Source organism: Pseudomonas sp. BF-B-30, from assembly GCF_019956305.1.
Taxonomy (GTDB): domain Bacteria; phylum Pseudomonadota; class Gammaproteobacteria; order Pseudomonadales; family Pseudomonadaceae; genus Aquipseudomonas; species Aquipseudomonas jessenii.
Genome location: NZ_JAHBDG010000015.1, coordinates 51,009 through 76,744 on the forward strand (window position 1 = coordinate 51,009; position 25,736 = coordinate 76,744).

Genomic DNA, 25,736 nt, shown 5'->3' on the forward strand with positions numbered 1-25,736 from the left:
TCGTGTGCCCCCATAGAACTGTGGCTGTTTTATGCCTTCAGTTCTGCATTATGGCGGGCCGTGTGGCGCGGGCCTTTCGGCTTCCGTTTTGACTTGGAAGTGTCCCGACTTCGAACGCCACTCGGTCCGCCACCCAACCTGTCGAAGGGTTGGTGGCGACTTTCCAAGCCAAAACGGAAATCACGCCATGCCAATGCATCCTCAAGGCTCGCCTCTTCCCTATTTCGATCCCACTGTCTTCACCCGCCACAACCGCTTCCTCCACGCTTTCATGCAAGAAAACCAGGCCTGGTTCTGTGTTCAGGACCTTGGGCGCCTGATGGGCAAACCCCTGAATGAACGGCTCACCCTGAAACTCGACGCAGACCAACGTCGCACCGTCTGGCTTCGCAAAGACGGCAAAACGGTCGAAACCCTGATGGTCAGCGAATCAGGCGTGTACGCCTTGCTGGTTCACCACTTCGTCCCGGAAAACCGCAATCTGCGTCAGTGGTTGAGCAACGAAGTCATACCCTCGCTGCGTGATGCGAAATCAGAGCCTGTGGAAAACCTGCCAAGTCTGAGTTCCTTGAATTGGGCCGGAGTTTCGGTGCCCTTGCTGCATTACCAACACCACGCCTGGATCAAGTGGCGAGACATGCCTGAACTGATGCAAGTGCAGCGACCCTTTCCAATCTCGGGCACTTGCCGTTGAAGGGATAAATCGAGCCGATCAAAAAGGGAAACTGTAGGAGCGAGCCTGCTCGCGATGGACTCAAAGACACCGCGTACATCCAGAACGGACGCGTCATCGTTAACGACCATCGCGAGCAGGCTCGCTCCTACATTACGGCTCCAGGTCCACTCAAAACCGCGAAACACTCCTCATCGCGTCCACCAGATACCTCATCGCAATCCTGTCGCTCTCCGACAGCTCCCGATAGCGTTCCACCAGTTTCATTTCCTCGCTGTTGAGCCGGCGTCTTCTTCGCCCCAGGGCCAGACACGGAAAGATTCCCAACATTTCGGTGATGCCTTGTACTTTCGACATGGACGATGTCCTTCTAAACGTCAAAGAAAACTGCAAAAAACCGCATCGCCCTACCCCTTTTCGGCAGCCGCATCGTGCCGACTGAACCGCACCGGTCTTTCGGGCTTAAACCGGTCATGTGCACAGAATAGAAATAATCCGGGCGCTGAAAAGCGGTTTTTAGAGTAATTAGTCGAAAAAAGCAGAAATGCCCTCTAAATCAGAAACCCCTGTCGGAATTGTTTCCCGACATGTCTTGTTTCATTGCAGAGCCAGCGCAGTGCCATCAATCAATTTTGCTCCGCATTCGAACGGTTTAAGCTGTCGGGCATCTGTTTATAAGTCCGTTGCGTTTGGCCGAAGGCATGTCCGAACCGATATTTCTGATCCAGCACGTGCCAGGAACGGCGCGGGATTGCTCACGACAGGTTGTATTTATGCACCGCAGGAACTTGCTCAAAGCCTCCATGGCCATCGCGGCCTACACCGGTTTGTCCGCCACGGGCCTGTTGGCCGCCAAGGCCTGGGCCGCCAGCGGTGGCACCGCTGATGGCGAGGCCACCGCGTTCGATTTCGAGGCGCTGAAGCTCCAGGCCAAACAGCTCGCCAGCAATCGCTACCAGGACACCAAGCAACAGTTGCCGCCGACCCTGGCGACCATGACCCCGCAGAACTTCAATGCGATTCGCTACGACGGCAATCATTCGTTGTGGAAAGAAAACAAGGGGCAGCTGGACGTGCAGTTCTTCCACGTCGGCATGGGGTTCAAGCAGCCGGTGCGCATGTACAGCGTCGATCCGAAAACCCGGATGGCCCGCGAGGTGCATTTCCGCCCGTCGCTGTTCAACTATGAAAACACCACGGTCGACACCGCACAGCTCAAGGGCGACCTGGGTTTCTCCGGCTTCAAGCTGTTCAAGGCCCCGGAACTGGACAAGCACGACGTCGTGTCCTTCCTCGGTGCCAGTTACTTCCGTGCGGTAGACGCCACCGGCCAGTATGGTTTGTCGGCCCGCGGCCTGGCGATCGACACCTACGCCAAGAAACGCGAAGAATTTCCCGACTTCACCAAGTTCTGGTTCGAGACACCGAACAAGGACAGCACCCGCTTCGTGGTCTACGCCCTGCTCGACTCGCCGAGCGCCACCGGTGCCTACCGCTTCGATATCGACTGCCAGGCCGAGCGCGTGGTGATGGAGGTCGATGCCCACGTCAACGCACGCACCGCCATCGACCAGTTGGGCATCGCGCCGATGACCAGCATGTTCAGTTGCGGCACCCACGAGCGCCGGATGTGCGACACCATTCACCCGCAAATCCACGACTCCGACCGCCTGGCCATGTGGCGCGGTAACGGCGAGTGGATCTGCCGCCCGCTGAACAACCCGGCCACCCTGCAATTCAATGCCTTCGCCGATACCGACCCGAAGGGCTTCGGCCTGGTGCAGACCGACCACGAGTTCGCCAGCTATCAGGACACCGTCGACTGGTACAGCCGTCGCCCGAGCCTGTGGGTAGAACCGACCACGGCGTGGGGCGAAGGCTCGGTCGACCTGCTGGAGATCCCGACAACCGGCGAGACCATGGACAACATCGTCGCCTTCTGGACGCCGAAGAAACCGGTGGCGGCCGGCGACTCGCTGAACTACGGCTACAAGCTGTACTGGAGCGCATTGCCGCCGGTCGGAACGCCGCTGGCACGGGTCAATGCGACCCGCTCCGGGATGGGCGGCTTCACTGAGGGCTGGGCGCCGGGCGAACACTATCCGCCAGTCTGGGCCCGTCGTTTTGCCGTGGACTTCACCGGCGGCGGCCTGGACCGCTTGCCTGAAGGCGCGGGCATCGAGCCGGTGGTCACTTGCTCGAACGGCGAGGTCAAGGATTTCAGCGTCCTCAAGCTCGATGACATCAAGGGCTACCGCATCCTGTTTGACTGGTACCCGACCAATGACAGCGTGGAACCCGTCGAACTGCGCCTGTTCATCCGCACCAACGACCGTACGCTGAGTGAGACCTGGTTGTACCAGTACTTCCCGCCGGCGCCGGACAAGCGCAAATACCCCTGATGGCCGGGTAGCACCCCGCCACCATTCGGTTTTCCGAACGCGACCTGACGGTCGGTTCGGTTAACCGGATCACTTCACTGAAATTTCAGCGCACAAAATATTATTTTTCCTTACAAATCAATGATGTAACTAATAATGACTGGTCTGGCACGAGTCATGCTCTACACTTCTTCGACGAATGTCCTTTGCGCCGACTCATCGTAGCGCTCAGGTGTTTTGCAGCACAAAAGGGCCGATGAACTGGCTCCATAAAAAAAACAATGTCGAGGAAAATTTGATGCGCATCGTTCCCCACATCCTGGGCGCAGCCATTGCTGCCGCTCTGATCAGCACGCCAGTTTTCGCCGCCGAACTCACCGGCACCCTGAAGAAGATCAAAGAGTCCGGTGTCATCACCCTGGGCCATCGCGACGCTTCCATTCCGTTCTCCTACATTGCAGACGCTACCGGCAAACCGGTCGGCTACTCCCACGACATCCAGCTGAAAGTCGTCGAAGCGCTGAAAAAAGACCTCGACATGCCGAACCTCCAGGTCAAGTACAACCTGGTGACTTCGCAAACCCGTATCCCTCTGGTGCAAAACGGCACCGTGGACCTCGAGTGCGGCTCCACCACCAACAACGTCGAGCGTCAGCAGCAAGTTGACTTCTCCGTTGGCATCTTCGAAATCGGTACTCGCCTGCTGTCCAAGGCCGACTCCAAGTACAAGGATTTCCCTGACCTGGCCGGCAAGAACGTCGTGACCACCGCTGGCACCACGTCCGAGCGCATCCTCAAGGCGATGAACGCCGACAAGCAGATGGGCATGAACGTCATCTCCGCCAAAGACCACGGCGAGTCCTTCCAGATGCTGGAAACCGGCCGCGCAGTGGCCTTCATGATGGACGACGCCCTGCTGGCCGGTGAAGCAGCCAAGGCCAAGAAGGCAAGTGACTGGGCCGTTACCGGCACTCCACAGTCCTACGAAATCTACGGCTGCATGGTGCGCAAAGGCGACGAGCCGTTCAAAAAGGCTGTGGATGACGCCATCAAGGCCACCTACGCATCGGGCGAGATCAACAAGATCTACGAAAAATGGTTCATGCAACCGATCCCGCCAAAAGGCCTGAACCTGAACTTCCCGATGAGCGACGAACTCAAGGCCCTGATCGCCAAACCGACTGATAAAGCGGCTGACGACAAGAAGTCCTGATTTCTGACTAACCTTATCTCCTGAGAGGGCCCTGGCCCTTTCAGGAGGTGGTCACTTCCTGCTGGCATTTTTTGGAAACACTCGAACCGGTGGCTGTCGAGCCGGGAGCGTGTGCCTGATCGTAAAGGTCGGGCGGGAACGGAGCTTCCCCCAAGCGGGCACTTGTACATCGATTGAACTGAGGGGAGACCCTAATGAATTACAACTGGGACTGGGGCGTGTTCTTCAAGTCCACCGGCGTGGGCAGCGAGACCTATTTCGACTGGTACGTGACCGGTCTGGCCTGGACCATCGGCATCGCCATCGCGGCCTGGATCATCGCCCTGACACTGGGCTCGATCCTGGGCGTCATGCGTACCGTGCCGAACCGCATCGTATCGGGCATCGCCACCTGCTACGTCGAACTCTTCCGTAACGTGCCGCTGCTGGTTCAGCTGTTCATCTGGTACTTCCTGGTACCCGACCTGCTGCCGGCCGACCTGCAAGAGTGGTACAAGCAGGATCTGAACCCGACCACCTCGGCCTTCCTCAGCGTCGTCGTGTGCCTGGGCCTGTTCACTACCGCCCGGGTTTGCGAACAGGTGCGCACCGGTATCCAGGCCCTGCCAAAAGGCCAGGAATCCGCGGCTCGCGCCATGGGTTTCAAGCTGCCGCAGATCTACTGGAACGTGCTGCTGCCCCAGGCCTACCGGATCATCATTCCGCCGCTTACCTCGGAATTCCTGAACGTCTTCAAGAACACCTCCGTGGCCTCGCTGATCGGTTTGATGGAGCTGCTCGCGCAGACCAAGCAGACCGCCGAGTTCTCCGCCAACCTGTTCGAAGCCTTCACCCTGGCAACGCTGATCTACTTCACCCTGAACATGAGCCTGATGTTGCTGATGCGCGTGGTCGAGAAGAAAGTCGCCGTACCGGGCCTGATTTCCGTAGGGGGTAAATGATGGAATTCGACTTCTCGGGCATCATCCCGTCCCTGCCGGGCCTGTGGAACGGCATGATCATGACCCTCAAGCTGATGGCCATGGGCGTGATCGGCGGCATCATCCTCGGCACCATCCTGGCGTTGATGCGTCTGTCCCACAACAAAGTGCTGTCGAACATCGCCGGCGCGTACGTCAACTATTTCCGCTCGATCCCATTGCTGCTGGTGATCACCTGGTTCTACCTGGCGGTACCGTTCGTGCTGCGCTGGATCACCGGCGAAGACACGCCGATCGGCGCGTTCGCTTCGTGCATCGTGGCCTTCATGATGTTCGAAGCGGCGTACTTCTGCGAAATCGTCCGCGCCGGTGTGCAGTCGATTCCCAAGGGCCAGATGGGTGCTGCCCAGGCACTGGGCATGTCTTACGGCCAGATGATGCGCCTGATCATCCTGCCGCAAGCGTTCCGCAAGATGACGCCGCTGTTGCTGCAACAGAGCATCATCCTGTTTCAGGACACCTCGCTGGTCTACGCCGTCGGCCTGGTGGACTTCCTCAATGCTTCGCGCGCCAGTGGCGACATCATTGGCCGCTCCAATGAGTTCCTGATTTTCGCGGGTCTCGTGTACTTCATCATCAGCTTTGCCGCCTCGCAGCTGGTCAAGCGTCTGCAAAAAAGGTTCGCCGTATGATCTCTATCAAAAGCATCAACAAGTGGTATGGGGACTTCCAGGTACTGACTGATTGCAGCACCGAGGTCAAAAAAGGCGAAGTGATCGTGGTGTGCGGGCCATCCGGTTCCGGCAAGTCGACCCTGATCAAGTGCGTCAACGCCCTGGAACCGTTCCAGAAAGGCGACATCGTGGTCGACGGCACCTCCATCGCCGACCCGAAGACCAACCTGCCGAAACTGCGCTCGCGCGTGGGCATGGTGTTCCAGCATTTCGAGCTGTTCCCGCACCTGACCATCACCGAAAACCTGACCATCGCGCAGATCAAGGTGTTGGGCCGCAGCAAGGAAGAGGCCACCAAGAAAGGCCTGCAACTGCTCGAGCGCGTCGGTCTCTCGGCCCACGCCCACAAGCATCCTGGCCAACTGTCCGGCGGTCAGCAGCAGCGTGTGGCGATTGCCCGTGCGCTGGCGATGGACCCGATCGTCATGCTGTTCGACGAACCGACCTCGGCGCTCGACCCGGAAATGGTCAACGAAGTGCTCGACGTGATGGTACAACTGGCCCACGAAGGCATGACCATGATGTGCGTGACCCACGAAATGGGCTTCGCCCGTAAAGTGGCCGACCGCGTGATTTTCATGGACCAGGGCAAGATCATCGAAGACTGCAAGAAAGAAGAGTTCTTCGGTGACATCAATGCCCGCGCGGAGCGTACGCAGCACTTCCTCAACAAGATTCTGCAGCACTAAGAAAAACACCGCTCCCACACTGGTTCAGTGGTGATCTTGAGATTTGCGTTGTGGTTGACCCAAGGCATCTGTGATGAAATGCGACCCCACTCTTTATCGCGCCACGTCGCCATCACTCGCCGTGAAACCCCGTCTGGTTCGTCATTTGTTCCTGCCGCCACTGATCATCGCCATGATGATCGGCCTGGGCTATATCGGCTTCTGGATCAGTGAGCACTACGGCATCCGCAGCCTCAGCGAAAACGGCCAGCGCCAGCTGGAACTGCACGCGCGCGCCGTCGAAAGCGAAATCAGCAAATACACCTACCTGCCCAGCCTGCTGGAACTCGAAACCAGCGTTTCGCAGTTGCTGGCCGACCCGAACCCGGAACACCGACAGACGGTCAACGATTACCTCGAAGGCCTGAACCGGCGCAGCCGCAGTCGGGCCATCTACGTGATGGACACCACCGGTCGCGTCATGGCCACCAGCAACTGGCGCGATGTCGACAGTTACCTGGGTGAAGACCTGTCCTTTCGCGCCTATTTCCAGAACGCCGTGCGCGGTCAGCCGGGGCGTTTCTATGGCATCGGCAGCACCAACGGCGAACCCGGTTACTACCTGGCCCATGGCCTGGAAGAACACGGCAAGATCATCGGCGTAGCCGTGGTCAAGGTTCGCCTGGAAGCCATGGAAGAACGCTGGCAACGGGCCCGCCTGGAAGCCTTCGTCAGCGACGAAAACGGCATCATCATTCTTTCCAGCGATCCGGCGCGGCGCTTGAAATCGGTGGTGCCGCTGAGCGAAGAAACCAAGGAAAAACTCGCCCGCAGCCTGCAGTACTACTGGTTCCCGCTCAATGAACTGCAACCGCTGGCCCGGGAAACCCTGTCCGAAGGCGTGGAAAAACTCACGTTCCCGGCCAACAGCGAACTGGTGTCCGACGATGAAAACATCAGCTATCTGGCGCAAACCCGGCCCTTGAGCGATACGCCGTGGAATTTCACCCTGCTCACGCCACTCCAGGACTTGCGCCGCGAAGCGATCAACCAGGGGATCCTGGTGGCCGTGGCGTTTGCCCTCCTGGCGTTCCTTTTGATCGCCTGGAACGAGCGGCGCAAGGTGATTGCCACCCGCCTCGCAGCCCGGGAAGCCTTGCAGGAAGCCAACAATCAGCTGGAGCGTCGGATTACCGAACGCACCACCGACCTGCGCGCCAGCAACGAACGGCTCAAGGGCCAGATCCGCGAACGCCGGCTCGCCGAAGAGACTTTGCGCCGCGCCCAGGATGAATTGGTGCAGGCCGGAAAGCTCGCGGCCATCGGCCAGATGTCCACCAGCATCGCCCACGAACTGAACCAGCCGCTGGCGGCGCTGCGCACCTTGTCCGGCAATACCGTGCGCTTCCTCGAACGCGGCCAGCTCGACGTGGCCAGCACCAACCTCAAGACCATCAACGAACTGATCGACCGCATGGGCCGGATCACCGCGAGCCTGCGCTCGTTCGCCCGGCGCGGAGACGACAAAGGCCAGGCCTGCCTCGGCAAAGCGGTGGACGCGGCCCTGCAATTGCTAGGCGCCCGGGTGGAAAATATTCAGCTGCAATTACACCGCGACTTCACCGATGTGCAGGTGCAGATCGACCAGACCCGCCTGGAGCAGATTCTGGTCAACCTGATCGGCAACGCCCTCGACGCCATGCAAGCGCAGCCGCAACCCGAGCTGTGGCTCGAAGGCGAAGCGTTCGATGGCAAATACCGCCTGCGGGTGCGTGACAACGGCCACGGCATCGACGCCGAAGCGCGCAAGCACCTGTTCGAACCGTTTTTCACCACCAAACCCGGCGAACAGGGCCTGGGCCTGGGCCTGACCCTTTCCGCCAGCCTCGCCGCCGCCACCGGCGGTCACCTGGGTGTCGAGCACCCGGCCAGCGGTGGCACTGCATTCGTCCTCAGTTTACCGTTGGTAAGCCCCACTCCCGCCGAGCCAATATGAACAACGACCTTAGTGTATTGATCGTCGAAGACGACCCCCATGTGCTGCTCGGCTGCCAACAGGCGCTGACCCTGGAAGACATTCCCTGCATTGGCGTGGGCAGCGCCGAAGAGGCCCTGGAGCGGGTCGGCGACAACTTCGCCGGCATCGTCGTCAGCGACATTCGCCTGCCGGGCATCGATGGCCTGGAACTGCTGACACGACTCAAGGAGCGCGACCGCAGCCTGCCGGTGGTGCTGATCACCGGGCACGGCGACATATCCATGGCCGTCGGCGCGATGCAGAAAGGCGCCTACGACTTCATGGAAAAGCCGTTTTCCCCGGAGCGCCTGGTGGACGTGGCCCGCCGCGCACTGGAGCAACGCAGCCTGGCGCGGGAAGTCTCCTCGTTACGTCGGCAACTGGCCGAGCGCGATTCCCTCGAAGGGCGGATCATCGGCCGTTCGCCAGCCATGCAGAACTTGCGCGAATTGATCGCCAACGTCGCCGACACCTCGGCCAACGTGCTGATCGAGGGCGAAACCGGCACTGGCAAAGAACTGGTCGCTCGTTGCCTGCATGATTTCAGTCGGCGCCACACCAAACAGTTCGTCGCACTGAACTGCGGCGGCCTGCCGGAAAACCTGTTCGAAAGCGAAATTTTCGGCCACGAGGCCAACGCCTTTACCGGCGCGGGCAAACGGCGGATCGGCAAGATCGAACACGCCGACGGCGGCACGCTGTTCCTCGACGAAGTGGAAAGCATGCCCCTGCCCTTGCAGATCAAACTGCTGCGGGTATTACAGGAGCGCACCCTCGAACGCCTCGGTTCTAACCAGAGCGTTGCGGTGGATTGCCGCGTCATCGCTGCGACCAAATCCGACCTCGTCGAGTCGAGCAAGGCCGGCGAGTTCCGCAGCGACCTGTATTACCGCCTCAACGTGGTGACCCTGGAACTGCCGCCGCTGCGCGAGCGCCGCGAAGACATCCTGCAACTGTTCGAACACTTTTTGCAGCAGTCGTCCCTACGCTTCGACCGCACGGTGCCGGAGCTGGACAACCAGACCGTTTCGAACCTGATGAGCCACGATTGGCCGGGTAACGTGCGTGAACTGCGCAACGTTGCCGAGCGCTTTGCCCTGGGCCTGCCGGCGTTCAAGAAAACCGGTGCCGGTGGCGGCAATCAGGGCCTGGCCTTTGCCGAAGCGGTGGAAGCGTTCGAGCGCAATCTGCTCAGCGACGCCTTGCAACGCAGCGGCGGCAACCTGACCCAGGCCAGCCAGGAACTGGGCATGGCCAAGACCACTCTGTTCGACAAAGTGAAAAAGTACGGCCTGAGCCATTAAGCGAGACCTGCCGCCCGAAACTGGCGTGGTTACGCTTTCACGGCTGAATGCATTCCCCTGTGGGAGCGGGCTTGCTCGCGAAGAGGGCATATCAGTTGGCATTTAAGTTGACTGACACACCGCTTTCGCGAGCAAGCCCGCTCCCACATAGGATCGGGGGGGTTACAGGAGGTTGTGATCGACCACAGGCTCGATTTGCGCCCAATGTGAAGTGTCTTCTCGGTGCTCGCGCAAGTACGGCAACACCGCCGCCAGCAACGGCGCCTTGAACGCCTCCTGGAAACGATGGGCCAGGCCCGGAATCAGGATCAACTGACTGCCGCGCAGATGCGCCGCCAGATGCACCCCGTGCATCACCGGCAACAGCGGGTCGGCGGTACCATGCACCACCAGCGCCGGCACCCGCAACTGATTGAGCAGGGTTACCCGGCTCGGCTCGGCGAGAATGGCCACGATCTGGCGTTTCACCCCCTCGGGATTGAACGCCCGGTCATAGGACTGCGCCGCCTGATGCAGCAACGCCTGGCGATCGTCGGTCACTATCGGGCTGCCCAGCGCCGCCAGCAAGTCGGCCTGTTGCTCCAGGGCCACTTCGCGGTTCGGTGCGCCGCGCCTCGCCAACAACTGCACCAGCGCCGCACTCGGTGCCGGTAAGCCTTCGGCGCCGGAGGTGGTCATGATCAGGGTCAGACTCTCGACCCGTTGCGGTGCCATGGCAGCCATGTGCTGGGCAATCATGCCGCCCATGCTGGCGCCCAACACGTGGAATTGATCGATGTGCAAGGCGTCCATCAAGCCCAGGCCATCGTCGGCCATGTCGGTCAGCGAGTACGGTGACGACACCGGCAATCCGAGTTTGTAGCGCAGCACTTCGAAGGTCAGGTTGGCGTCGGCCGGTGCTTGCCGCCAGGTCGACAGGCCGACATCGCGATTGTCATAGCGGATCACCCGGAACCCCTGCTGGCACAGGGCGACAACCACCTCGTCCGGCCAGTGAATCAATTGCCCGCCCAGCCCCATCACCAGCAGCAATGCCGGATCCGACGCACGGCCAATGCTCTGGTACGCCAGGCTTACCTGGGCCAGATCCACCCGTTCGGTCGGAACATTGACATCACAACGCGAAGCCGCCAGGGACGGCAGGCCGAATAAAAAGGCGGCCAAAAAAACAAATCTTGATAAGAAAACACGCATGAAGAAACACCAAAACGCAGAACCCCAGTAGAGCGCGAGTCTGATGAAGTTTGTTCAAGCGCGCTGCCACAGTTACGTGACAGTTTGATGAAGAGTGCCGGACGGTCGTCAGACCAGACAGCGGCACGCGATAACTATGTACCACCATGCCTCTTCTCGAACGAACTTTAATGGCCCCGATTTTTTCACCCATCGGAGTCCTTCTTCATGCACGAATCACCTGCCGCACCGCTGGCCGACTTCGGCCACGTCTCCTCATTGGCCCGAGACACGGATGAAAACCTGTACCTGAGCGCCTCGGCGCGCTGGAACGACTGCCGCGATCAATGGCTGGCCCTCATGGCGCAGAACCCGCAAGTTCCCTTGACCACGAACTGGTGGCAGGCACGCGCACGCGGTACCGACGTTTCACGCAAGGCACAGGCCATCCGCTTGTATCGCCAACATTTCGAAGCGTCGTGCCAATTGGCATTTGCCCAGGGCACCTTGAATGCCGAACAGTTCAATGTGCTGCTGGATCTCGTCAACCCGGCAGCGCAGACAACCTCCCCCGAGATCCTGGTTTACGTCGAGACCCTGTCGCTCGGGGGCAACAGCAGTCTGACTGACGAACTGCCGGGTGCCCTGGTCATTACCCGCAACACCGACCAACCGGTCACCCAGTTGCTGTATCTGCCGTCTCGGCAAGCGCCCTGGATGACCTTTGAAAATCGCAACAGTCTGGAACGCTGGTTAACCCAGCAGCAACCTGAACCCGAGGGCAGCCGCGTCACGGTCGATTACACCGTATTGGACACCCCGCAGCTGACGAAAAGTGCCGAGTCCCTGTTGGCGGGACTGGCCACAGCCCCTGCCGAGCGGCAACGCAACGACCGTGTTTTTGCCTCGCCCACCGACCTGCCCCTGCCGGATTCAAGCAACGACATCGCCCCGTTCGGGCAACTGAGCCCCGACGTTCCCTTCAGCCTGCGCCACAGCGCTTTAGTGCAACAGCAAACGGCACTGCAAAACTTTCTGGGGCTGGACTTTGCAGGCACCACCGACGACCCGCGCATGCAGAGGCTGCAACAGCAATTCGACGCTCTGCGCGCCGCCGAACAGGCCAGCAGCGAGGCCGCAAGTGCCCTGTTAAGCGCCGACGAGGCACCGCAACTGCTGGAACTGCGCCACTCGTCGGGCACACATTACAAGGCCCTGTACCAGGCGCGCCTGAGTGGCCTGCGTGCCGAAGCCGATCTGCAATTGAGCCTGAATCAGATCAGCAGCGATGAATATCAGTGGCTGACGGCCGTGCTCGACGCGCCCGAAAAACCTCGACCGGCCGATGTGGTGGTCGCCCGACTGGTGTTGACCGCGACTGACAGCGAAGACGACGCCCTCCGTACGCAGACCCAGGAGCTCGACGGTGTACTGCTGTATGCCCGGCCATCGGCATTGCTGCCGTCCGCCAGCGACAGCGTGTTGCTCTACTGGCCCGGACATTTCGGCGGCCTGCAACGGTTCGCCTCCCGCCAGGCACTGGAGCAGAAGATGTTCAGGCAGCCGGCCAACGACGACACGCAAGCGCTGCAACTTTTGCCGTTGGCCGGCAACCCGATCGAGTACACCCTGCAAACCCAGCTTCACAGTTGTGAACAGCATGCGACGCGGCTGATGACCGCCAACCCCGTGCCCTCCCATGCCGGCCAGCGGGCGGCGGAACTGGAAAAACTGCGTGAACAGACGCTCGCCCGCCTGACCGTCCCCACTGTCTCCGCGCGGGAGCTGGCCTTCGCACACATCGTCGAGCAAAACCGCGGCGCCACGCTGGCAACACACTTGCCGTCGTCCCTCAGCGCACTGTCCGCGGCCGAACGCGATCGGCTCAAGGCGTTGTTCACCGCCTACATCGCGGCGATGAAGCGCTCCCATCGACTGCTTGAACGGGAACTGCCACTGCGCGAGTCATTCAGCAAAAAGGCTATCGACGCCCGCCTGCGCAAAGACTTCGCCCTGACGCAAAACGTTGAGGTGTTGCTGGACATCCCCGACACCACCACGTGGCGCAAGGTACTTATCGAGGGCGCTGCGCCGGGAACACCGCAAAAGAATGTACTGACTGGCAGCCAGCAGCGCAGCCTGTTGTCCCTCGCCGAACTGGCGCAAGGCAATATCGATCAGTCGATGTGGTATCGGGTGTCGCTGATGCAGGTCGAGATCAGCGGCGCCGACGAGGGGCAACGGCAGAAGCTGAAAACCGGCATCACCCAGGACTATTTGCGCAACATGGTCACCGAGCTGGATCTGGCCGGGAAATACGAAAGGCTGATTCGCGAGACCTTCCTTGGCGCCCCTGGCGCCTCGGCCTTCAGCAATGAATTTCGTCGTGAATGCCTGAGCGAACCGTGGCGGCTGATGCTCCAGTTGCAAGGCGAATTCGCCGTGCTGGCCAAGGACATCGACGTCGCCGGCCAACGCGTGCTGCAGATCGCCATCGACGCCAACAGTCGTGAAGCCTTTGCGGTCGACGGCAAGCGCATCGTGTTGTTGCCCGCGCACCTGACCGTTGGCGGTACGGACACGCCGGGCGAGGGGCCGAGCACCCTGGCCGGGGTGACTTTTATCGTCGAGCAGATCAGCGGCCTGACCCTGCTCTATCGGCCTGACTGCCCCGATGGGGTGTTTGTGCGTCAGTTCGACAGCCTTGAACAGGCGCGGACGTTCCTCTTCAACCAATGCCTGAACAGCACGATGGTCAACTATTTGGCCGGTCGCGCCCTGACCGGGGAATTTGCCTCGCACGTCAGCCGGATCAACCAGGCCCGGGTGAAAAACTTCGATGCCCTGATCGGCGTCGGCACCGCCTGGCCAGCCAGTACATCCCTGGCAGCGCATCTGCTCAATGTGCACATGGGCCGTTTGCTGGAGGCGCATCGGTCGACATCGCGCTCCAACGATGCCTTGTATCTGGAGCACGTCGCGCTGCGCTCCGGGGCCATGTTCAACTACTTGAAAATGGCGCTGGGCGTCGTGCCTTTCATCGGTACCGCCATTGCCCTGTACGACGCCTGGAACAGCGCCAATCAGGCAGCGGCGGCCTTCCTGCGCGGTGATGTCGGCCATGGCCTGGCCGAGGTGGAAGCCGTGTTGCTGTCGTTGATCGACGCAGCCATGGATGTGCTGCCCGTTGCTGGCGCCGCTTCCAGCGCCGCGCGCGCCGCCACTCGCGGGCGACAATTGCGCGCCCTGACCAGACAACCGGGCGCCTTGCAGGTCTCGACCCCGCAGCAGGTCCGACGCACCCTCGAACGCTTCAGGGGCTATGAGTACGAACACGAGATTTCCTTCGCCGGCCTGCAACCGGGCACCGAAGGGATTTATCGCAACGTTTATCGCCACGCCGACGGCGACTTCATGGTCCGCCAGGGTCGTATCTATCGCATCGAATTGACCGACAACCCACCGCAGTGGCGCTTGAGTGCTACCAGCAGCCGAACCTACAAACAACCCATCGCCCTGGATGAAAGCGGCCACTGGAACACCCATTACGCGGTGTACGGCACCGTGACGGCAGGCGGCGGTGCCGGTGGCGGCGCGGTGCTCGGTCATCTGGCTGACGGCCTCGACCCGCTCTGGCCCGCCGCCATTCGCCGTTGGCTGCCGCGCTGGTGGACGGACCGGGCATTGCGACGCCAGTTGACGTTGACCAACACCGCCGACGCCTATACCCGGCGACTCGGGACCCAGACTCGCAGTTCCAACACTGTGCTGGAACATTACTTCAGCCTTGACCGGGAGCAGCGCCAACCGCTTCGAGCCAATGCCGACATTCTTTGCGTGAACGACCTCGAGCTGGCGCAGGCCCAGTACCTGAACCTTGAAGAACTGATGCTGATCAGCCACGGCCGCAGACGCATGCTGGTCGAAGATGCTCAAAGCCGCTGCGCCTGGGTCATCGTCGACCGAGTGGTGCGGCGAATCAGTTTGGTCAAGGAGCGCCTGGTGGAACAGCTCAACCGCATCGATCAGATGATTGCCCGTTCGGAGGCAACGCCGTTCAGCAATACCGACGCACACATTCAACTGATGGCGCAACGCAAGGAATTGCGAATCGAGTTTCTCAAGGACTTGGACCGGCTTCATACACAGGTTGCAGAAGCCAATCGATGGAACGGGCGGATCACCAACCGCATGCAAAAATCAAAGATGGCCGCGGATATGGCCATGCTTAACGAAAAATTCAGCGATGCCAATTACTACTACCTGAAAACGGCGAATGAGCTGGAGATCATCACTCACTACACCGCTGTCTCCGACCAGTCCTGGGTCTACTTTCACGTACAGTTGAAACAGGCCCGCAACAAGGTCGGACGAGCGCTGCTGACCCAACATCAATTGCCTGAAGTACAGGCCACGTTTACCCAGCGAAACAAAGTGCTCGAAGATTGCCTGGCGACCTACGCCGAATTTCGTCGCAATCTCGGGGCCTGGGTGCTGGGCTATCCGCAGCATCTGGATCTGGAGCAGGTCACGGCGTTTCTCGACAATCTGGCAGAAGTCGAAGCGGCGGCTCGCCATGCCATCAAGACACGCCCATCCAACAGTGCAAAAGCGGGAAATGCGTCAAAGCAGCTGTTCGAGACGGAAGACAATCAGTTGCTCATCGGCATCGCCAGCACGGATACCGCAACCCGCCAACAGCGCTTCACCGTCGAGGGTGCAAATGGGTTCAGGGAAACCTGGCTACCCCGTTCCTCCAGCGGCAAATATCATCTCAGTGAGCCCGTGGCGGCAGCGCCAACGGAACTTGTGACCGATATCACGCCATTGCTGGTGGAGGCCAGAAAAAGGCTCGGCACCGTAGATGTTTACAAAAGCAAAGTCGAAGGCTACGCCCGTCAGGACATGTTGCCGGTCGATCTGGAACACATGATGATCAGTGAAGCTGCGGAACTGAACATGCGAGCCCGGGCCATCGAACGCCTGTCGCCCACGGAGACGGTCGCGCTGCAATTGCGCAATCGCGCGAATGACTTGACCCGTGCCGGCCGCACGTTGCGTATTGAGCAGACCCTGAACAGCAAAACCCCCACCGAGGGCTATCTGGACTATCTGCTTGAACAACGCGTGGTGGACATCCGCAAGGAGGGCGGCCTGCGCGACCTGGGCAAACGCACGGATGGACGCAGGGATTTCCTCCAGGAGTACGAGGTGCGCGACCTGCGTAGCGAACCCGCGCAAACCCTGTGGTACGCACACTTCCACTACACCTCGGCCAAGCCCCAGTTCAGCGACTTCGTCAAAGGCCATCTGAAACTGCCGGAACAACGCAACCTGGGCCTGCAATGGCAGAAGGACGTGGCCGCCAGTGGCGGTACGGTCGAGGCGATCTGGCGCGGAGAAATCGGCAAAACGCTGGGCAACAAACACTTTTCCTCGCTGTAAAGCAACAACGGCGGAGCACGCCATGTGCTCCGCCGTGCTTGTGGTCGACAGCGGCATCAACATGAGACAAACTCAACCTTTTCGATTTATCGACAAGTTTTCCTCATGGAGCCTCCGGTGCTTGAAATCCGTCACCTCAAGACCCTGCACGCCTTGCGCGAAGCCGACAGCCTGGTGGATGCGGCCGATCGCCTGCACCTGACCCAGTCAGCCCTGTCCCACCAGTTCAAGGAGCTGGAGGAGCGCATGGGCATGCCGCTGTTCGTGCGCAAGACCAAACCGGTGCGCTTCACCAGCGCCGGTTTGCGCCTGCTGCAACTGGCCGACGCTACCCTGCCGCTGCTGCGCGCCGCCGAGCGCGACATCAGTCGCCTGGCCGGTGGCACCGCCGGTCGTCTGCACATGGCGATCGAGTGCCACAGTTGCTTCCAGTGGCTGATGCCGACCATCGACCAGTTCCGCGACGCCTGGCCGGAAGTCGAACTGGACCTGGCCTCGGGGTTTTCCTTCGCCCCGCTGCCAGCCCTGGCCCGTGGCGACCTGGACCTGGTGGTGACCTCCGATCCGGTGGACCTGGCCGGGATCACCTATGTACCCCTGTTCACTTATGAAGCGATGCTCGCGGTGGCCAACCAGCACCGCCTGGCCAGCAAGGCTTATATCGTCCCCGAAGACCTGCTCCCGGAAACCTTGATCACCTACCCGGTGGAACGGGACCGGCTGGACATCTTCACCCGCTTCCTCGAACCCGCCGACATCGAACCGGCCCAGGTCCGCACCTCGGAACTGACAGTGATGATGATGCAACTGGTGGCCAGCGGTCGCGGCGTATGCGGCATGCCCCATTGGGCACTGCATGAATACAGCTCGCGAGGCTATGTGAAAGCCAAGCGGCTGGGTGAGAAAGGCTTGTTCGCCACGCTGTATGCGGCGATCCGCGCCGACATGCTCGATGCGCCGTACATGCGCGACTTCTTGCTGACGGCCAAGGACACGTCGTTTTCGACGCTGGATGGGGTCAGCGCCGTTCGCTAGAACACCAACCCCCTGTAGGAGCGAGCTCGCTCGCGATGGTCGTCAACGATAACGCTGGAAACCGGGCACCCCGTGTCGCTCTCAGGTTTATCGCGAGCGAGCTCGCTCCTACAGGGGATCTATGTGATGGTTAGATCTCACGCCACATGTGAATCTTGTCGAAGTAATCCTCGCCCACCCGCACGGCCATCGGCTCCAGGCCAAACTGGATGAAGCCGCAGCGCTGGTAGAGGTTGAACGCGGCATCGTTGCCGGCGGTGACGGTCAACTGGATCAGGCGCAAACCCGCATGGTTCTGCGCCTGGGCCAATGCCGCCTGAACCAGTTGATAGCCGAGCCCACGCTGGCGGACCTTGGCGGTCACGTACATGCCAAACAGTGTCACCTTGTGCCGGGCCTTTTCCCGAGGCTCGAACGCGAGGCCGACAATGCCGGCCAACCGGCCCTCTTCGAACGCCCCGAGCACCACGTCCAGCTTGCCGGTCAGGCGCGACTCCCACCAACTCAGCGGCATCGCCGCCCGCTCACGCACGCTCGAGGTAAAGGCCTGCGGGTGCAGGTCGTAGGCTTCGAGCATCAGCGCCCGGTAGTCCAGGGCATGGCTGGCATCAAGTCGTTCGATCCACATCCTCAGGCCATCCGTTTTTGCTCAAGCATCAGCCGCAGCGCCAGCCCCGACAATACAAAGCCCATGAAGTAGCGCTGCATCGCCAGCCAGGTCGGATTGTTGACGAACCACGAGGCGATGCCCGCGGCAAACATGGCGATCAGCAGGTTGACGCAGAAACTGACGCTGATCTGGGTCAGGCCGAGGATGATGCTCTGGGTGAACACCGAACCGTGCTCCGGCGTGATGAATTGCGGAAACACCGACAGATAGAACACCGCGATTTTCGGGTTCAGGGCGCTGGTCAGAAAGCCCATGGTGATCAGTTTGCGTGAAGAGTCCGGGGGCAACTGCTGTGCCTCGAACGGCGAGCGCGCACCGGGTTTGACCGCCTGCCAGGCCAGCCACAACAGGTACAGCGCACCGGCCCACTTCAACACCTCATAAGCCATCGGCACCGCCAGGAACACTGCAGTCAAACCCGCGGCGGCGGCAAACAGGTGCACGAAGAATCCGGCGACCACCCCAAGCAGCGAGATCACCCCGGCCTTGCGCCCCTGGCAGATCGAACGGGAGATCAGGTAGATCATGTTCGGCCCCGGTGTCACTACCATCAGCAACGCGGCAGCAGCAAAAATCAGCAGGTCTTGAAGCGGGATCATGGGCGAGGTCCTTTGCGTAATGATCAGGCGATCGCGGTCAGCGATGCTCGATAAAACGGCAGAATCAGGTCCCGTGTCAATGGCGCCAGGCTGACATCGCCATCGGTGGCCGGGTCGATCCAGAGCACCTCTTCGATCTCCGCCGCCGGGGTGACGTCGCCATGAATATTCAGTTGAAAGAGCTCGGCGTGTACGACAAACCCCGGTTCGTTGGCGGCCGGTGCCGAGAAGTGACCCAGGTAAACGGCCTGCGCCGGGTCGATGTCCAGACCCAGCTCTTCTTCCAGCTCCCGGGCCAGGGCGTGGACCGGCAATTCATGGGGCTCGATCTTGCCACCCGGCTGCATGAACGCCGTGGTGCCGCGCTTGCGCACCAGCAACGTGCGGCCGTCCGGGCCGATCAACAGGGCGGCGGCGATGCGGATGACCCTGGAATGATTGAGTGAAACATTTATCGAAGAAGACATCGCTGACCACAGGTCCATGTTGAGGGATGCACAGAATCCCATGCCTTCAAAACTCGGCCAAGAGTGAATCCAGAACTCTCCGCCAAAAAGCCCGGAAATTTCCCACGAGCGCCTTTGGTAGCGTGCTCTGCCGACCTTCACCGGTCAATCGCCCTGCGCCGCCACTGGAACGACTCGCATGTCTGACATCTCAACGCTGAAAGAAAAAATCAACACCAAGACGTTTCCTCTTCTTCTGCTGGGAACCTTGTCTGCCGGGCTCTATACAAATGTCTGGATGTACAAAACCATCACGGCACTTGAGGAGGTCACTCACATCAAGACAATGAGTCCGGCTTTATTTGCCTTCTACCTGATCATCATTGGTTCTATCGGAACTCTAGTCTCGGTACCTCACTACTATGCATTCGCCCTTATAGGTGTTCTGTTCGTACTGTATTTACTGCTGACCCTGCTCTGGTGTTTCCGTGTACGAAGGGTGTTAAGGGCATATGCCTTGGCTGAACACAACTTCGAACTGCGCATGAATCTGGTCTATACCGGACTTTTCACCTTCTATTACATCAACTACTGCATCAATGCCCTTCCCCGTGACAAGCAAAAACACGAGGAAAAAACCGGCTAATACAACAAGCCACTCATGCTTGAGACAAAAAAGGCGAACATCCTTGAGGATGTTCGCCTTTTTTGCAGTGTGACCAGCTCATAAGCTGTTCGCTTGCACCGCTTCCTGGAAATCCATCTTCGCTGGCTGCCAACGGAAACCACCGGTCAACCCTGCCAGCTACACCACACCCATCTGTAAGCCGTGTCGTTGTCACGGCCGGCCAATTGGGCGAGTTCGACCTTCATGGGTATTCCTTGTTATGCGCCGGGCGGCAGAAAGATTGCCCGGTCGGTGTCTGTGCGCCAGTATGCGCAGCAAGCAACCGGGCGGGGAATTACGCCGCCGAGGTAATACGATAGGGGTAGATGCATGACACTCTCGTTGGACGACATCGCCTGGCACCGCTCGGTGGGGCAACTGATCGACGCCCTGGACAAGCCCAATTTCTGGACCCAGCTTGTACGCCTGCTGGACCAGTACGTGCCCTTCGACAGCTGGGTGGCGCTGCTTTTCAGTGCCGATCAGCGCCCCCAGGTGTTCGCCGAATGCCCCGGCGAAGACGGCAGCCCTGACCAGTTGTTCCAGGATTACCTGCGCGGCCTGTACCTGCTCGACCCCTTCTACATCGCCTGTCGCGAGCAATCGCGCACCGGGCTGTATCGCCTGTCGGAAGTGGCCCCGGAGCACTTTGAGCTGACTGAGTATTACCAGCGCTACTTTCGTCTGAATGTGGTGGCCGACGAAATCCAGTTCAATTGCCAGCTCGAAGGCGACCGCACGCTGTGCCTGTCCCTGGGCAGCACCCAGCGTTTCAGCGGCCAGCAGATCGCCTTGCTGTCGTTGATCCAGCCGTGGGTGCTCGGCCTGTTGCGCCAGCGTCTACCCTATGAAATCAACGAAGTCGTGGCCCTGTCCCCCTCACCGCCGCAAGCTGATTGGCGGGTACAACTGGAAGCCTCGGTGCAGCAACTCAAAGGCGCGCAGTTGACGGCCCGGGAGCTGGATGTCGGGCGATTGATGCTCAGCGGTTGCTCCAGTAAAGAAATCGCCCGCAAGCTGGAAATCTCGGTCGAAACCGTGAAAGTCCACAAGAAACATATGTACAGCAAGCTGGGGATCAAATCCCAGTCCGAGCTGTTTTCGATTTTTCTCCAGGCACAAAATGCCTGAATGCCCTGTGGAACGCTCTGCTTCTCTGTGGGAGCGGGCTTGCTCGCGAAAGCGGTATTTCATTCAGCATTCATGTTGGCTGACACACCGCTTTCGCGAGCAAGCCCGCTCCCACATTGATCTGTGCATAGCCAAATTCATTGAGTCCGAACCCAAGGAAACCGTATGAGCCTGTCACTCCTGAGCCGCTACGCCTTCTTTGCCGTCTGCGTGATCTTCACCCTCGCCAGCCTGCCGTTTCTTGAATACGACTGGCTCTGGCCAATTACCGCTGTCACTGCCGTCCTCAGCCTGATCGGCCTGTTCGACTTGCTGCAAAGTCCGCACGCAGTGCGCCGCAATTACCCGATCCTGGGCAATATCCGCTACCTGGTCGAAGGCATCCGCCCGGAAATCCGCCAGTACCTGCTCGAATCCGACAGCGACGCCCTGCCCTTCTCCCGGGCCCAGCGCTCGCTGGTCTACTCCCGGGCCAAGAATGAAACCGCCGACAAACCCTTCGGCACGCTGATTGATGTGTATCAGTCGGGTTTCGAATTCATCGGCCACTCCATGCGCCCCGCGCCCTTGAGCGACCCGAGCAGTTTCCGGGTGACGGTCGGCGGCCCGCAATGCACCCAGCCGTATTCGGCGTCGGTATTCAACATCTCGGCCATGAGTTTCGGCTCCCTCAGCGCCAACGCCATCCGTGCCTTGAACCAGGGTGCCAAGCTCGGCAATTTCGCCCATGACACCGGCGAAGGCAGCATCAGCCCCTATCACCGGGAAAACGGCGGCGACCTGACCTGGGAACTGGGCAGCGGTTACTTCGGCTGCCGCACCAGCGACGGCCGCTTCGACCCGGAACGCTTCGCGGCGCAAGCCCGGACGCCACAGGTACGGATGATCGAAATCAAGATGAGCCAGGGCGCCAAGCCCGGCCACGGCGGCATCCTGCCCAAACACAAGGTCACCAAAGAAATCGCCGAAACCCGCGGTATCCTGATGGGCGAGGACTGCGTGTCACCGTCGCGCCACACCGCGTTTTCCACGCCGATCGAAATGATGCATTTCATTGCGCAACTGCGTGAGTTATCCGGCGGGAAACCGGTGGGTTTCAAGTTCTGCCTTGGCCATCCGTGGGAGTTCATGGGCATCGCCAAGGCCATGCTGGAAACCGGCATCCTCCCGGACTTCATCGTGGTGGACGGCAAGGAAGGCGGCACTGGCGCCGCGCCCGTGGAGTTCACCGACCACATCGGCGTGCCGATGCGCGAGGGCCTGTTGTTCGTGCACAACACCCTCGTTGGGCTGAACCTGCGGGACAAGATCAAACTCGGCGCCAGCGGCAAGATCGTCAGCGCCTTCGACATCGCCAGTGTGCTGGCCATCGGCGCCGACTGGGCCAACTCGGCGCGCGGCTTCATGTTCGCCATCGGCTGCATCCAGTCGCAGAGCTGCCACACCAACAAATGCCCGACTGGCGTCGCCACCCAGGACACCCTGCGCCAGCGCGCGCTGGTGGTACCGGACAAAGCCCAACGCGTGTTCAACTTCCACCGCAACACCCTCAAGGCCCTGGCGGAAATGCTCGCCGCCGCCGGCCTCGAACATCCATCGCAGTTGTCCGCCAAGCATCTGGTGCGACGTATGTCGGCAACCGAGATCAAGCTGTTCTCGCAGTTGCACGTGTTCCTCAAACCGGGTGAGTTGCTGACCGGCGAAGTGAACGGCGAGTTCTACTCGCGGATGTGGCAGATGGCCCGGGCCGATAGTTTCGAGCCCAGTGAAATAGCGGCGGCATAACCTCGCCACCCCGATCAGAATCGCGCGTCACCAGCGCAGTGTTTTGCTCGGGGCCGGTTCCTTCATCACGATAAAACCGTAATCGCCGATCAGGTAAATCCGGTAGAACCGGCTTTCGACCAACGCCGGATAGCCCTGATAGCCGACCCGCGTTGCATTACGCCGCTCCTGCTCCGCCACCACGTTGGTGATGCCCGCCTTCGGCAGATTTTCGGCCAGCATGTAAAAGTCGGTATTGAGCAAGTAGTGCAGCACCGGGCGCTGTTTGAATGAGCCTGCCGCCGCCACCAACCAATAGTCGGAATAACTCACCGAGAGGTAGATCCGTCTGGCCTCGCGCAGCGACTGATGGCTGGCGATGTCGTACGCAAGACCGGCCAGTGCCGTGGACGCAAAGGTTTTCTGCACCGTCAGCACCCGGCCATAAGCGAACGACAACGACAACATGGCCAGCAGGGGAATCATCAACAGCAGCGGCAACCGCTCATGGATCGACGCCAGCGCCAGATGCCCCAGGTAAAACAGCAATACCAGCAGCACGGCGAAGCCCATCAAGGTGCGGGCACCTTCGTTGAAGTCGCGGAAAAACAACGCGACACCGGACACCAGCAGCATCACGACGGGCAAAGTCAGCAAACACATCAGGCCGATCAACAGCTTCTTCGGCCCGCTGTCCTGGCGCGCCGCTACGTTCAATCCCAACCGCACCGCCCCGGCTATCGCGAGCAACAGCAACCCGCCGGACACCCAGAGCCATCCGCCATGGAACAGCAGCACGACTTTTTCCAGGACCCGGCCAATGTTGATCTGGATCTGCAATGAGGGATGCGCCGTCCAATCGAGCAGCAATGTGCGGTTGGAGCCCATGAACGGATAAGCACTGACGCTGTAGATCAATCCGCCGAGGATGACCTGAGCGGCTTTCCAGCCCAGCAGGTCGCGCCATGGTACCGGGGTGGTTTTATCGTTGGCGGCCCTGAGCAACTCCAGGCAACACAGACCCAGGAACACGTTCAGGCTGACTTGATACAGCCCAAGCGCCAAGGCAATCAGGAACGACGGCACCAGCCACTGCACGCCGCGCCAAGGGTGGCGAAAGGTGATCGCGTAGATCACCGCCACCAGGCTCAGGGTCGTGGCGGGACCGTCGTATTGATAAGACAGGTTCTGCAGGAAGAACGGGTTGTACCAGAGCGGCAACAGCACCAGGCAGCAAGCAACGGTGGGCTGACGGAAGTAATGGAGCGTCAGGCTTGTCAACGCCGACGCCATGGACAGCGTGGCGATCAACAAGGGCAAGGGAAAGATGTTCGGCGCGGCATGGCTGAAGGTCAGCGCGTTGTAGAAAAACTGGGTGAAGAGTCGGCCCTGTTCGGCCCAGGCCATGCCCGCCGCCAGCGAGCGCCAGTTGTCATCGATGTAGGGATAATCGGCGAGGATCAACGGCAGGACATACACCAGGGTGGCGGCCAGAAAAAACCGCCAGACCTGATGCCGGCTGAGCTCGCGAACGAAGACGTCGCTGAACCGCCCCATTCTAACGCCCGCCCCGGTCTTTACCGCCGACGATGTCCTTGATCACATAACGCGGCCGGTGCTTGGCCTCGATATAGATGCGACCGATGTACTCGCCGAGGATGCCGATGCCGATCAGTTGCACGCCGCCCAGAAACAGGATCGCAGTCATCAGCGACGGATAACCGGGAACGCTGTTGCCGAAGAAAATCTTGTCCAGCACCATGTACACCGCATAGAGCACCGCGAAAATCGAAATGCCGCCACCAACGTAAGTCCACAAGCGCAGCGGCACGGTACTGAACGAGGTCACGCCTTCCAGGGCCAGGTTCCACAGTTTCCAGACATTGAACTTGCTGCTCCCCACCACCCTTCCCGGCCGCTCGAACTCCACCACCACCGTGTTGAACCCGGCCCACGACAGCACGCCTTTCATGAATAACTGGTGCTCCGGCAAGGAACGGATCACATCGACCACCTTGCGATCCATCAGCCGGAAGTCCCCGACGTTTTCCTCGATGCGGGTGTAGGCGATGCGATTGAGCACATGGTAGAAAATAGACGCGCTGTGGCGCCTGAGGTAGCCGTCGGCGGCCCGGCTGCGGCGCTTGGCGAGTACCACGTCGGCACCCTTTTGCCATTGCTCGATCAACAACGGAATGACGTTGATCGGGTCCTGCAGGTCGACATCCATGGGAATCACGGCATCGCCGCTGGCATGCTCCAGGCCGGCAAACAGTGCCGGTTCCTTGCCGAAGTTGCGCGAGAAATTGATCAGCATGACCTGATCATCCGCCTGGGCAAGTGCCATAGCCTGTTCGGCCGTGTTGTCGGAACTGCCGTCGTTGATGAACACGATCTCGACTTCGGTGTCGCCTAATCTCAACTCCCTTCGCACCGCCCGATAAAACAGGTTGATGGACTGCTCTTCGTTGAACACCGGGACAATGAGCGAGATTTTCATTGATCACGTCCGCGAAACACCACGTATTTGGAATATAGAAAACCGAACACCAGGCTCAACGCCGAAAACAGGACCACCGTGAGCAAGCCGTGCAATCGCCAGAGGTCACCCAGATGGCCGATACCCAGGCTCAGTGCCCCCATGCCCAAAAGAAACAGCAGATAACCCGCGACCGTGGCACTGGCGGCGAAGGTAAATTGCGCGTTCATGTAGAAGGAAAATGACGCGGCCACGCAGAAGGCGGCCAGGTTGCTGATCGCCTGACTGAGGCCGGCTGCCACGCTCAACAGGAAAAAGATCTGCCAGTGAATCAGGGTGTTGGCGACCCCGATCACCGTGTAACTGGACAGCCCTTTCCACAACAGTCTCATGTGAGGCTCCCGTTTCAAGAACGTT

The 25,736-nt window shown here is 60.2% G+C and carries 21 protein-coding genes; 13 read left to right on the forward strand and 8 right to left on the reverse strand.

Translation table 11 applies throughout. The features are described 5' to 3' along the window. The first annotated feature begins 187 nt into the window (after nucleotides 1–187). Entirely contained in the window at nucleotides 188–694 is a 507-nt protein-coding gene (locus KGB29_RS10310) for a Bro-N domain-containing protein (RefSeq protein ID WP_154947635.1), read from the forward strand. A gap of 150 nt (nucleotides 695–844) precedes the next feature. Here the strand turns inward: KGB29_RS10310 and KGB29_RS10315 are convergent, their stop codons facing one another. Further along, nucleotides 845–1,030 (reverse strand): hypothetical protein, encoded by a 186-nt coding sequence (locus KGB29_RS10315; protein WP_046041279.1) that lies wholly within the window; start codon nucleotides 1,028–1,030, stop codon nucleotides 845–847. A gap of 416 nt (nucleotides 1,031–1,446) precedes the next feature. On the opposite strand from KGB29_RS10315, the gene KGB29_RS10320 reads away from it, so the two are divergent. The 7 genes from KGB29_RS10320 (at nucleotide 1,447) to KGB29_RS10350 (ending at nucleotide 9,910) form a co-directional block, all read left to right on the forward strand. Further along, the gene (locus KGB29_RS10320) at nucleotides 1,447–3,075 is read left to right on the forward strand and encodes a glucan biosynthesis protein D (protein ID WP_150815323.1); all 1,629 of its coding nucleotides are present in this window, start codon (nucleotides 1,447–1,449) and stop codon (nucleotides 3,073–3,075) included. 277 nt (nucleotides 3,076–3,352) lie between these two features. Next, complete coding sequence (locus tag KGB29_RS10325) at nucleotides 3,353–4,267, forward strand: glutamate/aspartate ABC transporter substrate-binding protein (RefSeq protein ID WP_150815324.1); 915 nt, start codon at nucleotides 3,353–3,355, stop codon at nucleotides 4,265–4,267. 194 nt (nucleotides 4,268–4,461) lie between these two features. Next, a complete protein-coding gene (locus KGB29_RS10330; protein WP_057716225.1) occupies nucleotides 4,462–5,208 on the forward strand; it encodes an amino acid ABC transporter permease in 747 nt (248 codons plus the stop codon). Continuing rightward, nucleotides 5,208–5,879: an amino acid ABC transporter permease gene (locus tag KGB29_RS10335; protein WP_057716226.1), complete on the forward strand. Its 672-nt coding sequence runs from the start codon at nucleotides 5,208–5,210 to the stop codon at nucleotides 5,877–5,879. Before KGB29_RS10330 ends, KGB29_RS10335 begins: the two co-directional genes overlap by 1 nt. Continuing rightward, on the forward strand, nucleotides 5,876–6,610 hold the full coding sequence (locus tag KGB29_RS10340; RefSeq protein ID WP_057716227.1) for an amino acid ABC transporter ATP-binding protein: 735 nt from the start codon (nucleotides 5,876–5,878) through the stop codon (nucleotides 6,608–6,610). Before KGB29_RS10335 ends, KGB29_RS10340 begins: the two co-directional genes overlap by 4 nt. Nucleotides 6,611–6,683: 73 nt before the next feature. Continuing rightward, nucleotides 6,684–8,585 carry a sensor histidine kinase gene (locus KGB29_RS10345; RefSeq protein WP_150815088.1) on the forward strand — a complete coding sequence of 634 codons (1,902 nt, stop codon included), beginning with the start codon at nucleotides 6,684–6,686 and terminating at the stop codon, nucleotides 8,583–8,585. Next, on the forward strand, nucleotides 8,582–9,910 hold the full coding sequence (locus tag KGB29_RS10350) for a sigma-54-dependent transcriptional regulator (RefSeq protein ID WP_150815089.1): 1,329 nt from the start codon (nucleotides 8,582–8,584) through the stop codon (nucleotides 9,908–9,910). The genes KGB29_RS10345 and KGB29_RS10350 overlap by 4 nt, the downstream gene beginning before the upstream one ends. 162 nt (nucleotides 9,911–10,072) lie before the next feature. Here KGB29_RS10350 and KGB29_RS10355 read toward each other — a convergent pair whose 3' ends face one another. After that, complete coding sequence (locus KGB29_RS10355) at nucleotides 10,073–11,104, reverse strand: alpha/beta fold hydrolase (RefSeq protein ID WP_150815090.1); 1,032 nt, start codon at nucleotides 11,102–11,104, stop codon at nucleotides 10,073–10,075. Between the two features lie 207 nt (nucleotides 11,105–11,311). Between KGB29_RS10355 and KGB29_RS10360 the strand changes: the two genes are divergently transcribed. Both KGB29_RS10360 and metR read left to right on the forward strand, forming a co-directional pair. Then, the gene (locus KGB29_RS10360; RefSeq protein WP_154947063.1) at nucleotides 11,312–16,528 is read left to right on the forward strand and encodes a dermonecrotic toxin domain-containing protein; all 5,217 of its coding nucleotides are present in this window, start codon (nucleotides 11,312–11,314) and stop codon (nucleotides 16,526–16,528) included. Between the two features lie 117 nt (nucleotides 16,529–16,645). Next, complete coding sequence (metR, locus tag KGB29_RS10365) at nucleotides 16,646–17,563, forward strand: transcriptional regulator MetR (protein ID WP_007985733.1); 918 nt, start codon at nucleotides 16,646–16,648, stop codon at nucleotides 17,561–17,563. A gap of 130 nt (nucleotides 17,564–17,693) precedes the next feature. On the opposite strand, the gene KGB29_RS10370 is transcribed toward metR, so the two are convergent. The 3 genes from KGB29_RS10370 to KGB29_RS10380 are packed head-to-tail and all read right to left on the reverse strand — an operon-like array spanning nucleotide 17,694 to nucleotide 19,299. Then, nucleotides 17,694–18,191, reverse strand: coding sequence for a GNAT family N-acetyltransferase (locus tag KGB29_RS10370; protein WP_150815092.1), 498 nt, complete (start codon nucleotides 18,189–18,191; stop codon nucleotides 17,694–17,696). Between the two features lie 2 nt (nucleotides 18,192–18,193). Continuing rightward, nucleotides 18,194–18,832 (reverse strand): LysE family translocator, encoded by a 639-nt coding sequence (locus KGB29_RS10375; RefSeq protein ID WP_057716232.1) that lies wholly within the window; start codon nucleotides 18,830–18,832, stop codon nucleotides 18,194–18,196. Nucleotides 18,833–18,855: 23 nt separating this feature from the next. Next, nucleotides 18,856–19,299, reverse strand: a complete 444-nt coding sequence (locus KGB29_RS10380) for an NUDIX hydrolase (protein WP_150815093.1) — start codon at nucleotides 19,297–19,299, stop codon at nucleotides 18,856–18,858. 178 nt (nucleotides 19,300–19,477) lie between these two features. On the opposite strand from KGB29_RS10380, the gene KGB29_RS10385 reads away from it, so the two are divergent. The 3 genes from KGB29_RS10385 (at nucleotide 19,478) to KGB29_RS10395 (ending at nucleotide 22,861) form a co-directional block, all read left to right on the forward strand. Continuing rightward, complete coding sequence (locus KGB29_RS10385; RefSeq protein ID WP_150815094.1) at nucleotides 19,478–19,924, forward strand: hypothetical protein; 447 nt, start codon at nucleotides 19,478–19,480, stop codon at nucleotides 19,922–19,924. A gap of 351 nt (nucleotides 19,925–20,275) precedes the next feature. After that, nucleotides 20,276–21,076, forward strand: a complete 801-nt coding sequence (locus KGB29_RS10390) for a helix-turn-helix transcriptional regulator (RefSeq protein WP_150815095.1) — start codon at nucleotides 20,276–20,278, stop codon at nucleotides 21,074–21,076. A gap of 165 nt (nucleotides 21,077–21,241) precedes the next feature. Next, a complete protein-coding gene (locus KGB29_RS10395; protein WP_090453300.1) occupies nucleotides 21,242–22,861 on the forward strand; it encodes an FMN-binding glutamate synthase family protein in 1,620 nt (539 codons plus the stop codon). A gap of 27 nt (nucleotides 22,862–22,888) precedes the next feature. Here the strand turns inward: KGB29_RS10395 and KGB29_RS10400 are convergent, their stop codons facing one another. From KGB29_RS10400 to KGB29_RS10410, 3 genes are read right to left on the reverse strand one after another with little or no spacing between them, the layout of a single operon-like run. Then, complete coding sequence (locus tag KGB29_RS10400; protein WP_150815096.1) at nucleotides 22,889–24,397, reverse strand: glucosyltransferase domain-containing protein; 1,509 nt, start codon at nucleotides 24,395–24,397, stop codon at nucleotides 22,889–22,891. 1 nt (nucleotide 24,398) lies between these two features. Further along, nucleotides 24,399–25,340 (reverse strand): glycosyltransferase family 2 protein, encoded by a 942-nt coding sequence (locus KGB29_RS10405; protein WP_150815097.1) that lies wholly within the window; start codon nucleotides 25,338–25,340, stop codon nucleotides 24,399–24,401. Next, on the reverse strand, nucleotides 25,337–25,711 hold the full coding sequence (locus tag KGB29_RS10410) for a GtrA family protein (RefSeq protein ID WP_057716240.1): 375 nt from the start codon (nucleotides 25,709–25,711) through the stop codon (nucleotides 25,337–25,339). Before KGB29_RS10410 ends, KGB29_RS10405 begins: the two co-directional genes overlap by 4 nt. Nucleotides 25,712–25,736: the final 25 nt, after the last annotated feature.